Here is a 17,522-nt window from a genome sequence, read left to right as displayed (position 1 = left end):
CGAACCACTGGAAAAAACAATGATTTCACGGAAATTTCCGGACCAATTATAATTTCAGGAGCCTGCATGCCAACTGGAAATATATGATCAGGCTGACCGCATCCACGATGGTGGTAATGAGAGGAGCAGCCATGATCGCCGGGTCCATATGGAACACCTTGGCTGCAATGGGAAGAACTCCTCCGATGGTCTTTGCCAGGATGACTGTGACCAAAAGGCTGAGCATCACGGTCAGGCAAAGCATTTCCTGCCCTGGATAAAGAATGAGCAGACGGATATAATTCACAATCCCCAGGATCAGGCCCACAAGGATGGCTACCTTTAATTCTTTAAAGACCACACGGAAAATATCCTTTGTTCCGATCTCCCCCACGGCCATTCCTCTGATGATCATGGTGCTGCTCTGGCTGCCTGCATTGCCCCCTGTATCCGTAAGCATGGGGATAAAGGTAACAAGCAGAGGAATCACGGCAAAGGCCGCCTCATATCTGGCCAGGATTCCACCGGTCACCATGCTGCTGATCATCAGGACAAGAAGCCACATGATCCTGTTTTTTGCCAGTTGTAATACGCTGGTTTTCAGATAGGGCTTTTCACTGGGAAGCATGGCGGCCATTTTCTCAAAGTCCTCTGTTGCTTCCTGTTCCATGACATCCACAACGTCGTCAACGGTGACGATCCCTACCAGACGGTCTTCGTGATCCACCACCGGAAGACTTAGAAGGCCGTATTTCCGGAAGCTGTCGGCCACATCCTCCTGGTCCTCCGTTGTGACGGCCTTTATCACATGGATATCCATGATATCGCCGATGGCTACCTCATAAGGGTTCATCAACAGGTCCTTGACCGTGACCACTCCCTCCAGACGTCTTGTGGCATCCATCACATAGCAGGTGTAAATAGTTTCCTTATCCACTCCGTGCTTTCTGATATAGTCAAAGGCCTGGGTAACGGTCATGGTTTTCTTAAGCCCCACATATTCCGCTGTCATAATGCTTCCGGCACTGTTTTCCGGATAGTTTAAAAACTGGTTGATCAGCTTTCTGGTATCAGGGGCCGCATTCTGCAGCACTCTTTTTACCACGCTGGCCGGCAGCTCCTCCAGCATGTCCACCGCATCATCCACAAATAAGTCTTCTACAATTGTTCCCAGTTCATGATCTGTGATACTGTTTATAATATGCTTCTGCTTCTCCACCTCCAGGCATGCAAACACATCGCTGGCCATTTCTTTGGGAAGCATCCGGAACACCACCACTGTTTTTTCCCAGTCCAACGCTTCAATGAAAGCAGCTATATCCACTTCATTGAATTCCATCAGCACATCCTTCAGCTTTCGGAACTGACGGCTGTCAGCCAGTTCCATCAGCTCCTCCATATTGTAATTTTCCTGCATTTCACTCTTCCTCCATATGAACCTGTCTTTTTCGTAGTGGCGAATATGGAAGCAGAATTAATCATTGCACTGCCAAAACTTCCGGCAACGCAAAATAGCCATAATTACAGAACCTGTCTGTAATCCATGGCTATCATAAACGCAGAGAACCTTCTCTTTTAACGGCAGCGAAACCAAAGCAGACTCCAAGTACCGGATTTTGCTTTCACTGCCATACGCCTATGATAATGATCTGCTTCCATCTTTTGACTTCGACCTTCCACTCTGGTTCACTTCCTTTCCTAATGATTTTCTTAATTAAGGATAACAGTTGCCGTCGTAAAAAGCAACCCTTATTGTGCTTTTCTCTTTCATTCCATCCCCGGCCCTACTACTACCCCGCCGGAATCAGGACCAGCCGGACCAATGCCGGATGCATTTCCCTCATCAGGGTCTATATCTCCCGGAAAAACAGGGGCAGTGGTCTCTCTGGGCTTTGTGACCCCCGGACCGATTTCCTGGGGCTTCCCTATAGAATCCTCCTGTTTTGGCAGGGACTCAGCATGATTTGCCGCATTATCAAGCTGGCTCTTTAACCCATCATAAAATTCTGTGCCAGCCAACTGGTCTAAAAGTCCATAGGCGGTACTTATCTTTTCTTCCGTAGAACTGTCCCGGTGGCTTAATCCAGTTAATTCCCCGATCAGGGACTGGAGGGAGGCTGCCGCCTGTTCCACTGCCTGCCTGGCTTGCTGGGAAGCCTCTAAGTTTTTCTGTACCTGGGATTCCAGCTTTTTGCGATCTTCCTCTTCCTTCCATTTGTTTCCATTGGATCTGGCTGCAGACTCTGCCACAGAGGAAAATAAGTCCTTATTTCCTGTTGAAGCATCGGTTTTTTCTCCTCTGGAATCCACATTCCAAAGGGAAACCGTTGCCGGCATATCCCAGTCCTGGACCGGAAGCCCGCTGTTTATCTCTGCCATGAAGTCATGCCAGATCTTTCCCGAATAGGTTTTCCCGTAAACTCCCGGCATGGCCTTGGGAGTATCATATCCCACCCAGATAGCAGTGGTATAATGCTTTGTATAACCGCAGAACCAGGTATCCTTATTGCTGTTGGTGGTTCCGGTCTTACCTGCAGCCGGAATACCAAGCCCCAGGCCATAGCCCGTTCCGTAAGACTTTTCCAGGGTGCCCTTTAATACATCGGTGATCATATAAGCGGTATCTTCCGTAAATATCCTCTCATCCGCCTGGTTTCCATTGTATATTTCCCCGTCATACTGGCTTTGTAAGCTGACAATACAGGTTTTGTTGCTGTACATCCCTTTGTTTGCCAGAACAGAATATCCCTTTGCCATATCCACCACTCTGGCGCCTTCCGTAAAACCTCCGATGCTCATGCTGCTGTTTCCGTTATCCAGATAGCTTAAGCCTGCAAAGTGCATCTTTCCCAGATACCCGATGCCCGTATTGGCGCCGATGTCCTCCAGTACCTGCCAGGCCACCGTGTTCAGACTCCGGTTCAATGCCTCTCTTACGGAAACATTGCCGTAATAGCTGCCCCCGCTGTTTTTAGGCCCTTTGTCAAACAGGTGGTCATTCACCAGCCTGGAGGGATAATAAAAACCGGTTTCAAAGGCTGGCGCATAGTCGATCAGCGGCTTTATGGTGGACCCAGGCTGCCGTCTGCTTAAAAATCCCCGGTTGTACTCGTCATCAGTACCACGGCCGCCTACAATGGCCACCACATATCCGGTCTGGTTGTCAATGCACACAGCCGCTCCCTGCAAGGCGAATTTTCCATTTTCCTGCAGATCCTTAAAGCCTTTCAGCCGTTCGTCAATGGTTCCCTGGAGAGCATTCTGAATAGAAGTTTCCAGGCTGGTGCGTATTTCAAATCCTCCGTTCCGGATCATATCGCTCTTTGCCTGATAAAGCTCCTGGTACTGTTCCTTATAGGAGTCATAAGAAGCCTGATTGTTAAACACATACTGGAAAACAAATCCGTCATTTTTCATCAATTCCTGGGCGGCACAGTGTATGGCATAGCTTGTCAGGTAATTTTCCGTTGTCCCCGGCTCATAAATCTTAGCCACCGTTAAAGGCTGGGCTTTGGCATAATCCTTTTCCTCTTCAGAAATAAACTTGCAAAGAGCCATATTGTCAATGACCTGGTCCCTCTTCTTTTTTGAGGTTTCCGGATGGGCAACCGGGTCATATTTTGACGGATTATTGCTGATTCCTGCCAGGGTGGCCGCCTCCCAGACGGACAAGTCCTTTGCTTCCTTATCAAAATAATAGCGGCTGGCCTCAGATACCCCGTAGCACCGGTTGGCAAAGAAATTGGTGTTGCAGTAAAATTCCAGGATGTCGGACTTGGAATATTTCTCCTCCATACGGGGCGCTGCGAAAAATTCCGTCAGCTTTCTCTGGAAGGTCTTTTCCTGGGTCAGATAGGTGTTCTTAATGACCTGCTGGGTGATGGTGCTGCCGCCCTGGGTGATTGTCCCCTTGTTTTTTACAAATACCACGCCTGCACGCAGCAGGCCTATGTAATCGATCCCATGATGTTTATAAAATCTTCTGTCCTCCTGGGCAATATAGGCATTCTGTAAGTTCCTGCTGATCCCTGAAATCGGGACGTATTCATAGTGGCCGGAGTTAATGGTTCCTATGAGATTTCCGGCAGAATCATAGATTCTCGTATCCGTTGGCTGGGAGAAATCAGTCTTGACCGTCTTGTTCATAATGGAATCTGCCTTTTCCTTACAGGCCATGATCTCATTCTGATATTTTAAAAATACGACGCCGCCGGCCAGGCACCCCAAAACCATAATTCCCAGAAATACGAAAAGAATGGCCTTAATCGGCCGAAAGAATATGGACCATGGGTTTTTGCGTTTCTTTTTAGGTTTCCCCATATCAATTTGACTCCTTTTCATCGTTTTTGTGTACCAATGAACCAAAGGGATATGTTTGCATATCCGGTTGACTCACAACCTCAAGACTGAAAGATATCTTTCTCTCAATCTTTACATATGACAAAAACGGGAAGCCTCTTTATTAAGACTTCCCGTTTGTTTTCAGAGCTGATGACGGGACTCGGACCCGTGACCTCCTCACTACCAATGAGGTGCGCTACCACCTGTGCCACATCAGCATCTTTTTGGTTCATCGCCTGAACCTCGTATATCATAGCATGGTAAAATCTGTTTGTCAACGTCTTTTTAAATTTTTTCTAAAATGCACAAAATAACAAAAACTTCAGACTTTTGCTCTCCAACCACACTCATTTTACGCTTATAAACTTAAAGGAGAATAGGAAACCTTTCTTCCGTTTCCTATTCTCTTCCACTATTTTTATAAAATTCCTTCAAAGCTTTCCCGCAGGGTATCGCAGGATTTATGAAACTGTTTCCCCTCTTCTTCCGTAAGTGACAGGGAAAGGACTCTCTGGATTCCGTTTTTATTGATGATGCATGGAACTCCGGCATATACCTCCGACTGCCCGTACTCTCCCCGCAGCATGGCTGACACCGTAAAAACGCTGTTTTCATCTCCGAGTATTGCCCTGGTAATCCTGGTAAGGGCCATGCCGATCCCGTAATAAGTGGCCTGCTTGGCCTCAATGATCCGGTAAGCCGCTCCACGGACTTCATCTTCGACCCGCTTCAGCTCTTCCCTGCATACCATGCCCTCCTCTTCTTTGCAAAGGGACAAAATTGGTTTTGTGGCAATCATGGCCTGACTCCAGGGCACAAATTCACTGTCCCCGTGCTCTCCCATGACATAGGCATGAACATTTCTCGGATCCACCCGCAAGGATTCGCCTAACAGGTACCGGAGGCGTGCAGTATCCAGAGCCGTGCCGCTTCCAAGAACGCGTTTTGGATTAAAGCCTGACAGGGAATAGGTAATTCTCGTCATAATGTCCACGGGATTGGTGGCCACCAGGAAAATCCCGTTAAAGCCAGATTCCGTTACCGGCAGCACTATGGACTGAAACACGGAAGCGTTGCGCTTTAACAAGTCAAGCCTTGTCTCCCCGGATTTCTGGGCTACCCCTGCGCAGATCACAACAATGTCCGCATCTGAGCAGTCCCGGTATTCACCGGCATAAATCTTCATATGGGAGGTGGAAAAAGCCAGCCCATGGTTTAGGTCCATTGCCTCGCCTTCCGCCCTTTTCCGGTTGATGTCAATCAAAACCAGTTCATTGCAGACTCCCTGATTCAAAAGACAATAGGCATAACTCATTCCCACCATGCCTGTGCCCACTAATGCGATCTTTCTTTTATCTGTTCTCATAATCCAGCCACTCTCCTCTCGTTGTTATGGATAGTGTATCTGCCTGAAATACAAACTATACGTCCTACAGCCCCCGGTCGACTTTTTTTGTCATCAATTCGCTGTTGCCGCTGTATATAATAGCGCTTTCTTTGGTGATCTTACCCTCTTTATATAAATTCAAAAGACTTGCATCCATGGAGACCATGCCTTCTCCCTGGCCGGTGGAGATCACGGAATCGATCTGGTGGGTTTTGGACTCACGGATCATATTTCTGATGGCATTGTTAAAAAACATGATTTCAAACGCGGGATAAACGCTGCCATCCACAGCAGGGATGAGCTGCTGGGAAATCACCGCCTGAACCACCATGGAAAGCTGCATCCGGATCTGCTGCTGCTGATTAGGAGGAAAACTGTCAATGATGCGGTCAATGGTATTGGCAGCCCCTACCGTATGAAGGGAGGATATCACCAGATGGCCGGTTTCAGCGGCCGTCATAGCGATCCGTATGGTCTCATAATCCCTCATTTCTCCTACAAGAATCACATCCGGCGCCTGTCGCAGGGCACCCCGGAGGCCGGTCACATAGCTGTCCGTATCCGTGGTAATCTCTCTCTGGGTTACCACACTTTGCTTATGGCGGTGAAGGTACTCAAGAGGATCTTCCAGGGTGATCACGTGGGAGTTTCGGGTATTGTTGATCTTGTCGATGATACAGGCCAGAGTAGTGGTCTTGCCGCTTCCCGCCGGCCCTGTGACAAGAACAAATCCTTTTGTCAGTCTGGCAATGTCCATAACAGTCTCAGGAATATGAAGCGCCCTGTAATCAGGCAGTTCAAAGGTCACCACCCGGATCACCGCCGCGAGGGAACCTCTCTGGCGGAACACACTGGAACGAAACCTGGAAACACCGGGAAGCGCAAAGGAAAAATCATCATCCCCATGCTCCCGCACCTTATCCATGGTTCTGTTTCCTGCCAGCTCATACAATTCCGTGATCAGTGCCTCCATCTGAACGGGAAACAGCTTTTCCTCATTCTGATACACGATCCTGCTTCCTATTTTATACGAAAACGGCATGCCAGGCACCAGAAAAATATCCGATGCTTTCTGTGCCACAGCAGCACTTAACAAGTCAATTACCTTCATTTTCCAGTCTCCTGCACTTTCGTCTCCCCGCCTGTCCACACCGGCATGGAATCATCAATTTCATAATCTTCTGTCATAATTACCTTCCATCTGGATATCAGGATATCTTCTCTTTCCTCAGGCTGCAAGACCAGCTCAACAGAAAGGGCCTGGGACCGTTCCATGGGAATTTGTACCGTCACGGTTCCCTCCTCGGGATGATAAGCTTCCCCAAGCTCCCGGGTCAAAAACTGTTTACGCTCCTGGGGATCCAGACTCTTTTCCCTGACCTGGGCCGCCTTTTCTAAAACCATCTGATAAAAAGCTTCTCCCTCTCCATCCGCCCGGTAATACTCCGTCACGGCAGAAGCATTGCGTTCCGCCAGATTCCACTCGCTTTTGGCTGCGCTGAGGGACAGCATCCCAAAGGTAATCAGGCACATGACAATAAATATAAGAATAAGGGAAGGGGTGCCTATATTGGCCTTGTAGGCCTTTTCCTGTTTTGCCATGGTTCCACCTCCGTCAATATTGCGTCTCATGTCTCTTCACCGTAAGGGAATAGACCTTTTTCCCGTTTCTGCTTACAATCACATCCGCCTGGTCTGTTCCGGTGATCTCTGCCTTTACATCAAAGACAGCTTTCTCTTTTTCACAGGGATTTCCGGCCCGGTCAAAACCCATGGCATAGGAGTCAGAGCCATTTTCCGGCCCTTGAGCCTGAAACCTTTTTTCCAGCCCCTCTGTGCCATCCCCTTTCCAGACCTCTGCCACGCTTTGGGCAATCAGCACGCCCTGATTTAAATCCGCCGCCCCCCGGCTCATAAAATCCGCTTTTACAAATGTTTTTATGCAAATGGCTGCACAAAGGATGAAGAAAAAAACAACGGCGATCATCTCCATCATAAAAACTCCTGAAGGGTGTTTTCTATTCATTGTCCGATCCTCCGCTTCTTATTGAAAGCCAAAGACCGCCTCTGCCTTCCTCTTCCGTTTTTATGTGAAGGAGCCTGCCATCCATTTCCATGGAGACAGGGCTGCATTCCAGAATTTCGTTTCCGTCTCCAACTCCCAGACCACTTTCTGCATCTGTAAATAATTCCCACAGACTGCCATCCTGGTAGTAAATATTGGTCACATAAACCGAATCCTCTATTTTCTGCTCCAGCTTAAGAACAGGGATCCCATCCATCTCTGTCAGAGAAACCCTGCCGGCTTCATCCCCCTGCCTCACCTTGTTGGCTATGTAGCTTAAGGCAACATCCTTCTCATAGGTATCCTCTGCCCTGGCATTGATATTCTCATAAACTTTGCCCCCGATAAGCACCGAAAAAAGAGCGCAGAGCACAAATACAAGAAACAGCAGTATGGTAAAGAGTGCATTGGCCATCTGGCCTCTCTGGTTTTCTTTTCCGCTCAAATACCCACCTCCCGGTTATTCTTCATGGGGATTGACCGTAATATCCGGCATAAAGTTCGAAGCAAAGCCGCTGTAAAATACATCATACCGGTTCTTGTCAATCTGTATTCCATAATTTTCTTCCAGATACTCCACGTTAGGTGGATATCTTCCCTCAATGGCATAACACTGCACCGAGGCCCTGCGTATGGCAACCCGAAGGGTTTCTGCTCCCCTTGCATCGGCTTTTTTAGAAAAAATAAGCGCTCCTGACACAAAGATTCCTACCGCACATACAAAGGCTGCCAAGGAAATCAGATGGCCAAGGACTCCCCTGGGAGATTGTTTCCACTTCTTCATCAAGACCTCCTCCTATCCAATTGCCGATAAAACACTGACAAGAGGAAGCATGACAGACAGAAGCACCAGCCCCACTGCAACGGCCAGCACTGCCACCACTGTAGGCTCGAACCTGCTGACCATGTGTTCCATGGCATTATCCGCCTCTTCCTCATAGCTTCTGGATATTTCCTCCATAACCCGGTCCAGTCGCCCGCTTCTTGTTCCCACCTTTATCATCTGTGCATAAAAGCCTTTAAACAGCCCTGTGTTCTTCATGGCAGTATAATAATCCGTTCCTGCCTCAAGCGCCTGGGCACATTTCCTGATCTTTTCTTCCACTGCCTGGTTTTCCACCAGTAGTCCTGCCAGTTCCATTCCCTTTTCTAAGTCAAGCCCGCTGTGAAGGGTCAGTGCCAAAACCGCGGTAAATCGCCGGTTGGCTACGGCAAGAGCCATACGGCTCCTTTTTTTCATCCACTGAATCAGCCGTTGTGCAATCAGGAGTTTTTTTCCCTTCCTGCCAAGGAGCCACACCAGGGCAGTTGTCAGGGCCAGAAGGATCCCAAGAGCCAGGGCTGCCCCGCAGAATGCGCCTCCAAGTCTTGTTGCAGCAAGAGAAACCGGCGACATCTCTGCCCCCAGTTGTTGATATACATTTTCAAATACAGGCATAACCTTGGTGAATAAAACCAGAAGGACCACCAGGAGCATGAAGATCATGATGACAGGATAGGTGAGGGCATTCCTTATATTTTTCATAAGGATATGCTCTTTTTCATAATAACCGGCCAGAGATTCCATGATCTGATCCAGAGTCCCCGTCTCCTCTCCCAGCCTTGCCATCCGGATCACATAGGGCGGATAAACTCCGGTATGTTCCAGCACTTTTGAGAAAGGAATGCCCAGCTCTGACTCTTCCGCCATCTGCATAAGTAGTTTTTTCTCTTCCTCCCATACCGCATCCTCCGACATAACAGACAATCCCTCGTCAAGAGGGATTGCCGCATGGAGTAGAATTGATATTTGAAGGCAGAAAGCGGAAAGTTCCCTAGAGGAATACGTCTTTTTCGCTTTCGTTTTCATCTGTTGTATCTCCTTTTTCAAATGAAGTTCTTTAGTATGAGTATTTCGCTTTATAATTGGAACTGTTTGTAATGTATTGCTGTACGGCCGGATCACTGCCTCCTGAAGATGCAAATGTGGGATCCATAAGCTTCCAGTCATATCCGTCAAAATAGATGATATTGTCCACCCAGCCCTGGCCGTCAATATAAACATTGACCCAGGCATGGTAAAGACTGCCTGTATAGCCTACCACAAGCTTTGTGGGGATATTCTGGGACCGCAGCATGGCGGTCATAACAGCCGCATAGTCAAAACAGATGCCCTTTTTCTGGGCCAGCACCTGATCCACATTGGGCAGATAACCGGACTGGACGGAGTTTGCCAGCGCCGTATCGTAGGTAAAATTCGTTATCACATAATTATAAACATTGGTCACAACGCCTACGTCATCTGTTGCAGAAACCGCAAGTTCCTCTCCCTTTTTCACCACCGCGCTTCCGGCGGAAAAATTCACATACTGGTTGGGGTAAAGGAACGGGTCAAACTGGTCTGCAAGGGTCACATTAACATCGCCGCTGGATTTTATGGCGTACTGGGTTCCCTGTACCTGCTCTAAAACCCGTACCGTGTATTTTCCGTTTCCTTCTGTCAGAGGGAATACCTCGTAGGCAGATCTGGCATTTAAATCATAGGAATATGTTTCTCCTCCGCTTTTAATCACCTGCACCTTGATCTTGGAAGATTTTCCGCTGTACTGGACCATTACATAGCCATGGCTGGTATTGGACACATCTATAAGCGCAGTATCATTTCCAAAGGTGACTGTTCCCGGTGCCTGAGGAGTCCTCACATTGTTTCCGGAAGGCTTTGAATAAAGAGGAACCGCTTCATCCTCAATGCTCACCACGGTCTTCCACTCAATGCTCTCATTGGTACTGTCCGCCGAAGCAATATTAGTGCCTGATACAAATCCGCTGAAAGAAAACAGTATCCCCGCGCAAAGAACCGCCATAGCCGTACCATTTTTCTTCATAATCATCACTCCTCATCTATTGTCCCAATCGTTGTCTTACGATCTCATAAGCCAGCACACCTGCTGCCACAGAAGCATTGAGGGAATCAATGTTTCCCTTCATGGGTATGGAAGCCACCATGTCACAGTTTTCCCTGATCAGTTTTCCCACACCGCTTCCTTCGCTGCCGATCACAAGACCAATCGGTCCCTTTAAATCAAGACGGTACATCACTTCTCCGCCCATATCGGCGCAGACAAACCACATACCTTTTTTCTTTAATTCTTCCATGGTAGCCGTTAAGTTGGTAACCTTTGCTACCGGCGTATAGTTAAGCGCCCCTGCAGAGGTCTTGGCAACCGTAGCCGTAAGGCCTACGGCCCGCCGCTTTGGAATAATGACCCCGTGGGCTCCCGCTAAATTGGCAGTACGGATGATGGCCCCTAAATTGTGAGGGTCCTCGATCCCATCCAGCAGAAAGAGAAAGGGAGGCTCCCCCTTTTCCTCTGCCGCCTTTAATAAATCTTCCACCTCTGCGTATTCGTAGGCTGCCGCATGGACAATAACGCCCTGATGATGACCGTCCTCGGACATCTGGTCCAGGCGCTCTCTTTCCACGAAATTAATGATGGTATCCTTCTTTTTTGCTTCCCGGATAATGGACTGGATAGGGCCATCCTGAACTCCCTTTTGTACATAAAGCTTATCAATTGTCTTTCCGGAACGGAATGCTTCCAACACTGCATTCCTTCCCTCTATGGTAAATTCCTCTATCATTCCAGTTCTCCTATTCGTTCAAGTCCCTTGCCTATCAGGGTGACCAGCCGGTCTAAATTTCCGTTTAAATACAGATAGCCGCATAAGGCTTCAAATCCGGTTGCAGTCCTGTAATCCACAACGGTGGCATGTTTCGCAGTTGTCACGGCTTTTGCATTACGGCCACGCTTGTATACTGCTACCTCTTCCGGAGTCAGATCTTCATCTTCAAGAAGCCGGCGGATGATCCCTGCCTGGGCTCCTGCGTTCACCAGCTTTGCACTCTTCTTATGCATATTATGCACCTGGGTGCTTCCATGGTTCATCACCTTTGTCCGCACGATCAATTCATAAACCCCATCCCCGATATAGGCAAGTGCCAGCGGGGAATAGGTTTTTATATCCACTTCCTTTAACTTCAGCGTTTCCTTGAAAAAGTCAGAAAATCCTGACAGTGATGTTATACTCTCTTCCATTTTACACCTTCCCTGGTGTCCTCCAGAACGATCCCCTTTTCTAAAAGCTTTCCGCGGATCTTATCGGCAAGGGCAAAATTCTTATCTTTTCTGGCCTGCTGCCTGTCAGCGATCATGGCTTCAATCTCGTCATCCAGGATCTCTTCTTCCTTTTCCGTAATGATTCCAAGAACTTCACACAGCCTTTCAATGGTTTCCTTTAAATAGGTCACATATTCCCTGGAGCTGTCTTCGTTTGTGGTAGAATTGCTTAATTTTACCAGTTCAAATATAGCGGATATGGCATCTGCCGTGTTAAAATCGTCATCCATGGCAGTCTCATATTTGGAAACCAAGTCCTGTACCGCCTTATTATCTTCACCTTCAAGAAGGGTTTCTGTTTTTGCAGAAGCCTCCAGGCCTTTTAATTTGTCTACCGCGGTCAAAATTCTATCCAACCCGTTTTTAGATGATTCCATTAAATCGGAACCGAAATTAATAGGGCTTCTGTAGTGTGCACTCAGCATAAAGAAGCGCAGCACCTGTAAATCATATTTTTCACTGATGTCCCGGACAGTGAAAAAATTCCCCAGAGACTTGGACATCTTTTTATTATCAATATTCAGGAATCCATTGTGCATCCAGTATTTTGCAAATTCTTTCCCATTGGCTGCCTCACTCTGAGCGATCTCGTTCTCATGATGGGGGAAGATTAAGTCCTCTCCGCCTGCATGAATATCGATCTGATCCCCAAGATATTTCTTGGACATTACGGAGCACTCAATATGCCAGCCTGGCCGCCCTTCACACCATGGGGATTCCCAGTAAGGCTCCCCTTCTTTTTTCGGCTTCCAAAGGACGAAATCCGATGGATCCTCTTTTCCGTCTCCCCCGGTCACCTTGATTTCACGGAAACCGGACTGTAAATCTTCCAGATTCTTATGAGACAGTTTTCCATATTCCTCAAAAGTTTTCGTACGGAAATAAACCGTTCCATCCTCCGCCTCATAAGCATGGCCGGAGGCAATGAGTTTTTCAATCATATCCAGCATACCGCAGATTTCCTCTGTTGCCAGGGGGTTCTTGGTGGCTGGCTTTACATTCAGACTTTCCATATCCTTTTTGCATTCCTCAATATAACGATTGGAAATGGTGTTTGCATCTACCCCCTCTTCAATGGCCTTTTTTATGATCTTATCATCTATATCGGTAAAGTTTGATACAAAGTTTACCTCATATCCCTTATATTCAAAATATCTTCGTACCGTATCAAACACGATGATGGGTCTTGCGTTACCAATGTGTATGAGATTGTAAACCGTTGGTCCGCAGACGTACATCTTGACCTTTCCAGGTTCTAAAGAAACGAATTCTTCCTTCTGTCTGGATAATGTATTATAAATTTTCATAGTATCTTCCTTTCCTCTTTATTGCGCAGGGTGTTTCCTCAATTCTGTTTTATTTCCCGCAGCCTCCGCAACAGCCTCCGCAGCCCTCCGCCATGATTTTGTCATCATAACAGTAATCCTCCATGGAGGTCAGCAGGACAATGGCCTGAGAGGATATCCCCTCTCCCTTTCCGGTAAAGCCAAGCCCTTCCTCTGTAGTTGCCTTTACATTGACCTTTCCATGGGGAAGCTTTAAAGCATCTCCAATATTTTTCACCATCTCTGGCCGATAGGTCAGAAGCTTAGGCTTTTGCGCAATGACAGTGGCATCAATGTTTTCAATCACATATCCCTGCTCCTCCAAAAGTCCACCTACCTGCTTTAAAAGTTCAATGCTTGATACTCCTTGATACCTGGGATCCGTATCCGGGAAATGCTCTCCGATGTCTCCCAAAGCTGCCGCACCTAAAAGGGCATCCATGACTGCATGGACCAGCACATCTGCGTCAGAATGGCCCAAAAGTCCCTTTTCATAAGGAATCTTCACACCTCCCAGAATCAGATCCCTTCCTTCCGCCAATTTATGCACATCATATCCCTGTCCAATCCTCATAATTCTTCCTTTCTTTCCTGCCCATGCTTTTTGGGCATAGTTGTATACCCGTAGGGTGTTTCTTCTTTCCTACCATGCCTTTCGGGGCAGGGCCCGCCCCGCTTTACCGGGCGTAGTGGTATCCCCGCAGGGTGTTTCTTCTATATAACATATCATTTCTATACAATCATGCGCAGCTTTTTACCGATGCACCGAAGCTGCACGTCGTTTTGGCAAAAACAGCTTTCTCCATCTACGTGGACTGCCATTGGACGGTCCATATGGATCATAACTTCCTCGCAGGAATAATACCTGATGCCACTATTTAAAGACTTCCTTCCCATAAGGGAACGAAGGAGCACAGGGATCAGTTTTCTTTTTTTCCTGTTGTTCATAACGCAGACAGACAACTGCCCATCCTCAAAATTTGCATTGGGAGCAAATTTAAATCCGCCACCCTCATAAGGATGGATGTGGACGGATATAAAATAAGCGTGGTTAAACTCCACTTTCTGAACTCCGTTAAGGAGAATATATCCCTTTGAAGGTTTTGCAAGGACAAGCTGCTTAATTCCTGCCAAAAGATAGGTAAGCTTCCCAAAGCAAAGCTTATGAAATATCCCCTTTGCCTTTGAATAAAGAATGTTATGGCAAACAGCCGCGTCCATTCCGATCCCCGCGCTGACCATAAAACGGCGGTGGGATATTTCCCCGTCACCATAAGACAAAACTCCGTAATCCATAAGCTTATAGTATTTCGGATGCAGTATTTTCTTTAGGCACCGGACCGGATTCTTTGGAAGCCTTAAACTTCTTGCCAGATCATTGCCGGATCCGGCAGGAATATACCCCAAAGTAACAGAGCCGCAAAAGGAAAGACCATCGAGGATCTCATTTACGGTTCCGTCTCCGCCTACCCCGATGATAACGTTTGATTCCCTGCAGCCTTCCGTCAACTCTCTGGCAAATCTCCTGGCATCTCCCGGTTTTTCCGTAAGAAAGGCCTGATACTCCGTATGACTGGATTTTAACATTCTTTCCACTTTTTTCCAAATGTTTCTTCCCCGTCCGCACCGTGAGTTCGGGTTTACAATAAAATAGTACATGGAATCCCTCCACTTTTTGCTATTTGTTAGTATAACATAAAACAGGAGAAATGAATATAAAAATTATGGAAAAACCATTTACACTTATGCCGGAACAAAAAAAGAGCGGCTCTGCCCTGGCCGATATACCCAGTCCAGACAGCGGCGCCCTTCCTACATTCCTGTATTCAAACGGTTTTTTATAATATCTCCTTCTTAAACGATTCCACATCATCAATTAAAATTGCCTTTGCCCGTTCCAAATCACCGGACTCAATGGCCTCTACCAGATGGACATGGTTGCTGCCATCGGTAACCTTGCTTTCATTCCATAGCTTTGTAAAATACTGGTTGGATATCCTGGTACAAGTATTCATGGCGTCTGCCAGTGATTTCTGTATATAGCTGTTCCCACAATAGCTGCACAATGTTCTGTGAAAAAGATTATTTGCTTCCCAGTGTATCTTTGAGTCTTTGGTATCGGTAATCCGTACCGCCTCTTCGTTTTGGTGCTTTAATTCATTTATTTGTTCTTTTGTAAGGCGGAAAAAACACAACTCCAAAGCGCCCAATTCAATCACTTTTCTGTATTCAATAATCTCCATAATCTGACTGGGAAGTATTGCAGTAAGCTGGTAGCCGAATCTTGGAATATTATTAAGCACCTCTTCGCTGCACAGTTGTACCAGGGCCTCTCTCACCGGAGTCTTGCTGACCCCGTATTTTTCTATGATTGTTCTTTCATTAATAATATCATTTGCCTGGTAGACACCATCCAGGATATCTTTCATGATACCCTCGTATACCTGGTTTTTAATCGATTGGCCCTGCATCATGTTTCCCCTTTTTCTCTTCGTTATTAGCCTTTTACAGCCCCCGCCATCATTCCAGCCTTCTGAAATGTTTGCAATATTAAATATAACACAATTATTGGAATAATTACAAGTGTTGTCCCTGAAAGAATTACAGGCCAGGGTGTTGAAAGACCCTCGCTGACAGGAAGCAGGGAGATTGTTACCATCAAAGTATATTTTGCCTGTTTTCTCAAGTACAGCAGAGGCCAGAAGAAGTCATTCCATCTGGCAATCAAGGTTACGGCCGCCCAGGAAGCCAGGGCCGGTTTAATAACCGGCAGAATAATCCGCCGAAAAATCCCAAAATCCTTGCAACCATCGATTTTAGCCGCCTCAATCAGTTCGTCAGGCACATCGCTTATATACTGATGCATATAGAAAATACCTACAGCCGTAGCAATACGCGGAATCACCAGAGACCACAGGCTGTTGATCAGATTCAGTTTCTTCATGATGATAAACAGGGGAACTGCCCCTACCTCCGGCGGCACAAGCATGGTTGCAATAACAAAATAAAACAGGAAATTTCTTCCCGGAAACTTATATTTTGCAAATGCAAATCCTGCCAGGGAGCAGAAAAACAGGGAAGTCACAGTTCCCATAACAGTCGTAAATACACTGTTAAAGAAATTGGCAGCCACAGGTATCATGGAAAACAGCTTGTAAAAATTACTCAAAGTGGGATCAGCAACCCAAATGGACTGGAACCCGCTGATACTTTCTGAAGTTGGCTTAATGGAAATCAGGCACATCCACAAAATGGGAAGAATGCAGATGAAGGAGATTACAGTCAATGCTCCATGAACAACAAAGGATGCCAGATTTTTCTTACTCTTATATCCCATATTCTCTCCTCCTATAATTCTCCCTGTCTTTTTTTCACTATCATCTGTACCATTGACAAAGCAGCCAGTATCCCAATCAGAATTACGCCGATTGCGGACGCATAACCCATATTGAAAATATTAAATCCTGATTCATACATATACTGGAACAAGGATGTGTTGGACGTACCCGGTCCAGGCAAAATGTAGGATTCATTAAAAAGCTTCCAACTGTCCACCGTAAGGGTAATGGAGCAGAAAAACAGAATGTTGCCCAGGGAGGGCATGGTAATATAAAAAAACTGTTTCCACTTATTGGCGCCATCCACCGTAGCCGCTTCGTAGTAATCCCTGGATATGTTTAACAGGCCGGAAAATACAATCATGGTAAACCAGGGAGTATTTCTCCATACGTTCAGCATAATAACCGGAATCCTGGAATACCGGGTACTGGTGAGCCAGGGGACCTTTTCCAACCCAACAGAAACCAAAAGCTCATTAAACAGGCCTACATTCTCATCAAAAAGCATCCTGAAAATCAACCCCATGGCAATGGCCGCACAAATGTTGGGCAGAAATGTAACTGTCCTGAAAAACGCTCTTCCTTTTAGCAGATCGGAATTTAACAGACTGGCAATGAGCACAGACAGCACCAGTATGAATATAAGGCCTGTAATCCAGTATTCAACGGTATTCCTTAAAGCAGCCCAGAACATGTTATCAATCAGCAGCTTCTTATAGTTGCCCAACCCGCAAAACTCCGGTGTTCCGATTCCCTTCCAGTTGGTAAGGCTGATGTAAAAGGTCCAGACGGCAGGGATCAGTTGAAATATAAGAAACAACAGAAAAAACGGCAGTATGAACAGATAGGGAGCTTTATATTTATTCAATGTCTTAAGCATATGATTTCTCCTCACATTTTACAACTAAGAAACACGCACTTTGGGAGTTT

19 protein-coding genes and 1 tRNA gene are annotated in these 17,522 nt (G+C 46.7%); 1 reads left to right on the top strand and 19 read right to left on the bottom strand.

The window, feature by feature from the left end:
• Positions 1-46 precede the first annotated feature (46 nt).
• The 16 genes from mgtE to ACYVD3_RS06325 form a co-directional block, all read right to left on the bottom strand.
• Positions 47-1,396: a magnesium transporter gene (mgtE, locus tag ACYVD3_RS06400; protein ID WP_460641679.1), complete on the bottom strand. Its 1,350-nt coding sequence runs from the start codon at positions 1,394-1,396 to the stop codon at positions 47-49.
• Positions 1,397-1,746: 350 nt separating this feature from the next.
• On the bottom strand, positions 1,747-4,299 hold the full coding sequence (locus tag ACYVD3_RS06395) for a transglycosylase domain-containing protein (RefSeq protein WP_460641678.1): 2,553 nt from the start codon (positions 4,297-4,299) through the stop codon (positions 1,747-1,749).
• 166 nt (positions 4,300-4,465) lie between these two features.
• Positions 4,466-4,538 (bottom strand) — tRNA-Thr (locus ACYVD3_RS06390).
• Between the two features lie 200 nt (positions 4,539-4,738).
• Positions 4,739-5,686, bottom strand: coding sequence for an L-lactate dehydrogenase (locus ACYVD3_RS06385; protein WP_460641677.1), 948 nt, complete (start codon positions 5,684-5,686; stop codon positions 4,739-4,741).
• A gap of 64 nt (positions 5,687-5,750) precedes the next feature.
• A complete protein-coding gene (locus ACYVD3_RS06380; protein ID WP_460641676.1) occupies positions 5,751-6,818 on the bottom strand; it encodes a type IV pilus twitching motility protein PilT in 1,068 nt (355 codons plus the stop codon).
• Positions 6,815-7,309 (bottom strand): short-chain dehydrogenase, encoded by a 495-nt coding sequence (locus tag ACYVD3_RS06375; RefSeq protein WP_460641675.1) that lies wholly within the window; start codon positions 7,307-7,309, stop codon positions 6,815-6,817. The genes ACYVD3_RS06380 and ACYVD3_RS06375 overlap by 4 nt, the downstream gene beginning before the upstream one ends.
• Positions 7,310-7,322: 13 nt before the next feature.
• A complete protein-coding gene (locus tag ACYVD3_RS06370; protein ID WP_460641674.1) occupies positions 7,323-7,733 on the bottom strand; it encodes a hypothetical protein in 411 nt (136 codons plus the stop codon).
• Complete coding sequence (locus ACYVD3_RS06365; protein ID WP_460641673.1) at positions 7,726-8,217, bottom strand: DUF4860 domain-containing protein; 492 nt, start codon at positions 8,215-8,217, stop codon at positions 7,726-7,728. Before ACYVD3_RS06365 ends, ACYVD3_RS06370 begins: the two co-directional genes overlap by 8 nt.
• Before the next feature lie 15 nt (positions 8,218-8,232).
• Positions 8,233-8,556, bottom strand: a complete 324-nt coding sequence (locus tag ACYVD3_RS06360) for a hypothetical protein (RefSeq protein WP_460641672.1) — start codon at positions 8,554-8,556, stop codon at positions 8,233-8,235.
• Between the two features lie 12 nt (positions 8,557-8,568).
• Positions 8,569-9,621 carry a type II secretion system F family protein gene (locus tag ACYVD3_RS06355; RefSeq protein ID WP_460641671.1) on the bottom strand — a complete coding sequence of 351 codons (1,053 nt, stop codon included), beginning with the start codon at positions 9,619-9,621 and terminating at the stop codon, positions 8,569-8,571.
• A gap of 31 nt (positions 9,622-9,652) precedes the next feature.
• Positions 9,653-10,636 (bottom strand): transglutaminase-like domain-containing protein, encoded by a 984-nt coding sequence (locus tag ACYVD3_RS06350; RefSeq protein ID WP_460641670.1) that lies wholly within the window; start codon positions 10,634-10,636, stop codon positions 9,653-9,655.
• 16 nt (positions 10,637-10,652) lie between these two features.
• A complete protein-coding gene (gene rlmB / locus ACYVD3_RS06345; RefSeq protein WP_460641669.1) occupies positions 10,653-11,393 on the bottom strand; it encodes a 23S rRNA (guanosine(2251)-2'-O)-methyltransferase RlmB in 741 nt (246 codons plus the stop codon).
• A complete protein-coding gene (locus ACYVD3_RS06340; protein WP_460641668.1) occupies positions 11,390-11,848 on the bottom strand; it encodes a Mini-ribonuclease 3 in 459 nt (152 codons plus the stop codon). The genes rlmB and ACYVD3_RS06340 overlap by 4 nt, the downstream gene beginning before the upstream one ends.
• Complete coding sequence (gene cysS / locus ACYVD3_RS06335; RefSeq protein ID WP_460641667.1) at positions 11,833-13,236, bottom strand: cysteine--tRNA ligase; 1,404 nt, start codon at positions 13,234-13,236, stop codon at positions 11,833-11,835. Before cysS ends, ACYVD3_RS06340 begins: the two co-directional genes overlap by 16 nt.
• A gap of 49 nt (positions 13,237-13,285) precedes the next feature.
• Entirely contained in the window at positions 13,286-13,828 is a 543-nt protein-coding gene (gene ispF / locus ACYVD3_RS06330) for a 2-C-methyl-D-erythritol 2,4-cyclodiphosphate synthase (protein ID WP_460641666.1), read from the bottom strand.
• A gap of 158 nt (positions 13,829-13,986) precedes the next feature.
• Positions 13,987-14,913, bottom strand: a complete 927-nt coding sequence (locus ACYVD3_RS06325) for a diacylglycerol/lipid kinase family protein (protein WP_460641665.1) — start codon at positions 14,911-14,913, stop codon at positions 13,987-13,989.
• A 50-nt stretch (positions 14,914-14,963) separates the two neighbouring features.
• Between ACYVD3_RS06325 and ACYVD3_RS06320 the strand changes: the two genes are divergently transcribed.
• Positions 14,964-15,098, top strand: a complete 135-nt coding sequence (locus ACYVD3_RS06320; protein WP_460641664.1) for a hypothetical protein — start codon at positions 14,964-14,966, stop codon at positions 15,096-15,098.
• On the opposite strand, the gene ACYVD3_RS06315 is transcribed toward ACYVD3_RS06320, so the two are convergent.
• From ACYVD3_RS06315 to ACYVD3_RS06305, 3 genes are read right to left on the bottom strand one after another with little or no spacing between them, the layout of a single operon-like run.
• Positions 15,093-15,728 carry a GntR family transcriptional regulator gene (locus ACYVD3_RS06315; protein WP_460641663.1) on the bottom strand — a complete coding sequence of 212 codons (636 nt, stop codon included), beginning with the start codon at positions 15,726-15,728 and terminating at the stop codon, positions 15,093-15,095. The genes ACYVD3_RS06320 and ACYVD3_RS06315 overlap by 6 nt on opposite strands.
• A 23-nt stretch (positions 15,729-15,751) precedes the next feature.
• Positions 15,752-16,591, bottom strand: a complete 840-nt coding sequence (locus ACYVD3_RS06310; RefSeq protein ID WP_460641662.1) for a carbohydrate ABC transporter permease — start codon at positions 16,589-16,591, stop codon at positions 15,752-15,754.
• An 11-nt stretch (positions 16,592-16,602) separates the two neighbouring features.
• Positions 16,603-17,472, bottom strand: coding sequence for a carbohydrate ABC transporter permease (locus ACYVD3_RS06305; protein WP_460641661.1), 870 nt, complete (start codon positions 17,470-17,472; stop codon positions 16,603-16,605).
• Positions 17,473-17,522 lie beyond the last annotated feature (50 nt).

It is taken from the genome of Lacrimispora brassicae (genome assembly GCF_054772055.1).
Note: the sequence above shows the minus strand (reverse complement) of the source record. Positions and strands in the feature narration are given on the sequence as shown.

Bases quoted from the DNA above. Each gene is read 5' to 3' on its own strand.
- mgtE (WP_460641679.1), bottom strand. From the start codon at position 1,396: ATGCAGGAAAATTACAATATGGAGGAGCTGATGGAACTGGCTGACAGC.
- ACYVD3_RS06395 (WP_460641678.1), bottom strand. From the start codon at position 4,299: ATGGGGAAACCTAAAAAGAAACGCAAAAACCCATGGTCCATATTCTTT.
- ACYVD3_RS06385 (WP_460641677.1), bottom strand. From the start codon at position 5,686: ATGAGAACAGATAAAAGAAAGATCGCATTAGTGGGCACAGGCATGGTG.
- ACYVD3_RS06380 (WP_460641676.1), bottom strand. From the start codon at position 6,818: ATGAAGGTAATTGACTTGTTAAGTGCTGCTGTGGCACAGAAAGCATCG.
- ACYVD3_RS06375 (WP_460641675.1), bottom strand. From the start codon at position 7,309: ATGGCAAAACAGGAAAAGGCCTACAAGGCCAATATAGGCACCCCTTCC.
- ACYVD3_RS06370 (WP_460641674.1), bottom strand. From the start codon at position 7,733: ATGAATAGAAAACACCCTTCAGGAGTTTTTATGATGGAGATGATCGCC.
- ACYVD3_RS06360 (WP_460641672.1), bottom strand. From the start codon at position 8,556: ATGAAGAAGTGGAAACAATCTCCCAGGGGAGTCCTTGGCCATCTGATT.
- ACYVD3_RS06355 (WP_460641671.1), bottom strand. From the start codon at position 9,621: ATGAAAACGAAAGCGAAAAAGACGTATTCCTCTAGGGAACTTTCCGCT.
- ACYVD3_RS06350 (WP_460641670.1), bottom strand. From the start codon at position 10,636: ATGAAGAAAAATGGTACGGCTATGGCGGTTCTTTGCGCGGGGATACTG.
- rlmB (WP_460641669.1), bottom strand. From the start codon at position 11,393: ATGATAGAGGAATTTACCATAGAGGGAAGGAATGCAGTGTTGGAAGCA.
- ACYVD3_RS06340 (WP_460641668.1), bottom strand. From the start codon at position 11,848: ATGGAAGAGAGTATAACATCACTGTCAGGATTTTCTGACTTTTTCAAG.
- cysS (WP_460641667.1), bottom strand. From the start codon at position 13,236: ATGAAAATTTATAATACATTATCCAGACAGAAGGAAGAATTCGTTTCT.
- ispF (WP_460641666.1), bottom strand. From the start codon at position 13,828: ATGAGGATTGGACAGGGATATGATGTGCATAAATTGGCGGAAGGAAGG.
- ACYVD3_RS06325 (WP_460641665.1), bottom strand. From the start codon at position 14,913: ATGTACTATTTTATTGTAAACCCGAACTCACGGTGCGGACGGGGAAGA.
- ACYVD3_RS06320 (WP_460641664.1), top strand. From the start codon at position 14,964: ATGAATATAAAAATTATGGAAAAACCATTTACACTTATGCCGGAACAA.
- ACYVD3_RS06315 (WP_460641663.1), bottom strand. From the start codon at position 15,728: ATGATGCAGGGCCAATCGATTAAAAACCAGGTATACGAGGGTATCATG.
- ACYVD3_RS06310 (WP_460641662.1), bottom strand. From the start codon at position 16,591: ATGGGATATAAGAGTAAGAAAAATCTGGCATCCTTTGTTGTTCATGGA.
- ACYVD3_RS06305 (WP_460641661.1), bottom strand. From the start codon at position 17,472: ATGCTTAAGACATTGAATAAATATAAAGCTCCCTATCTGTTCATACTG.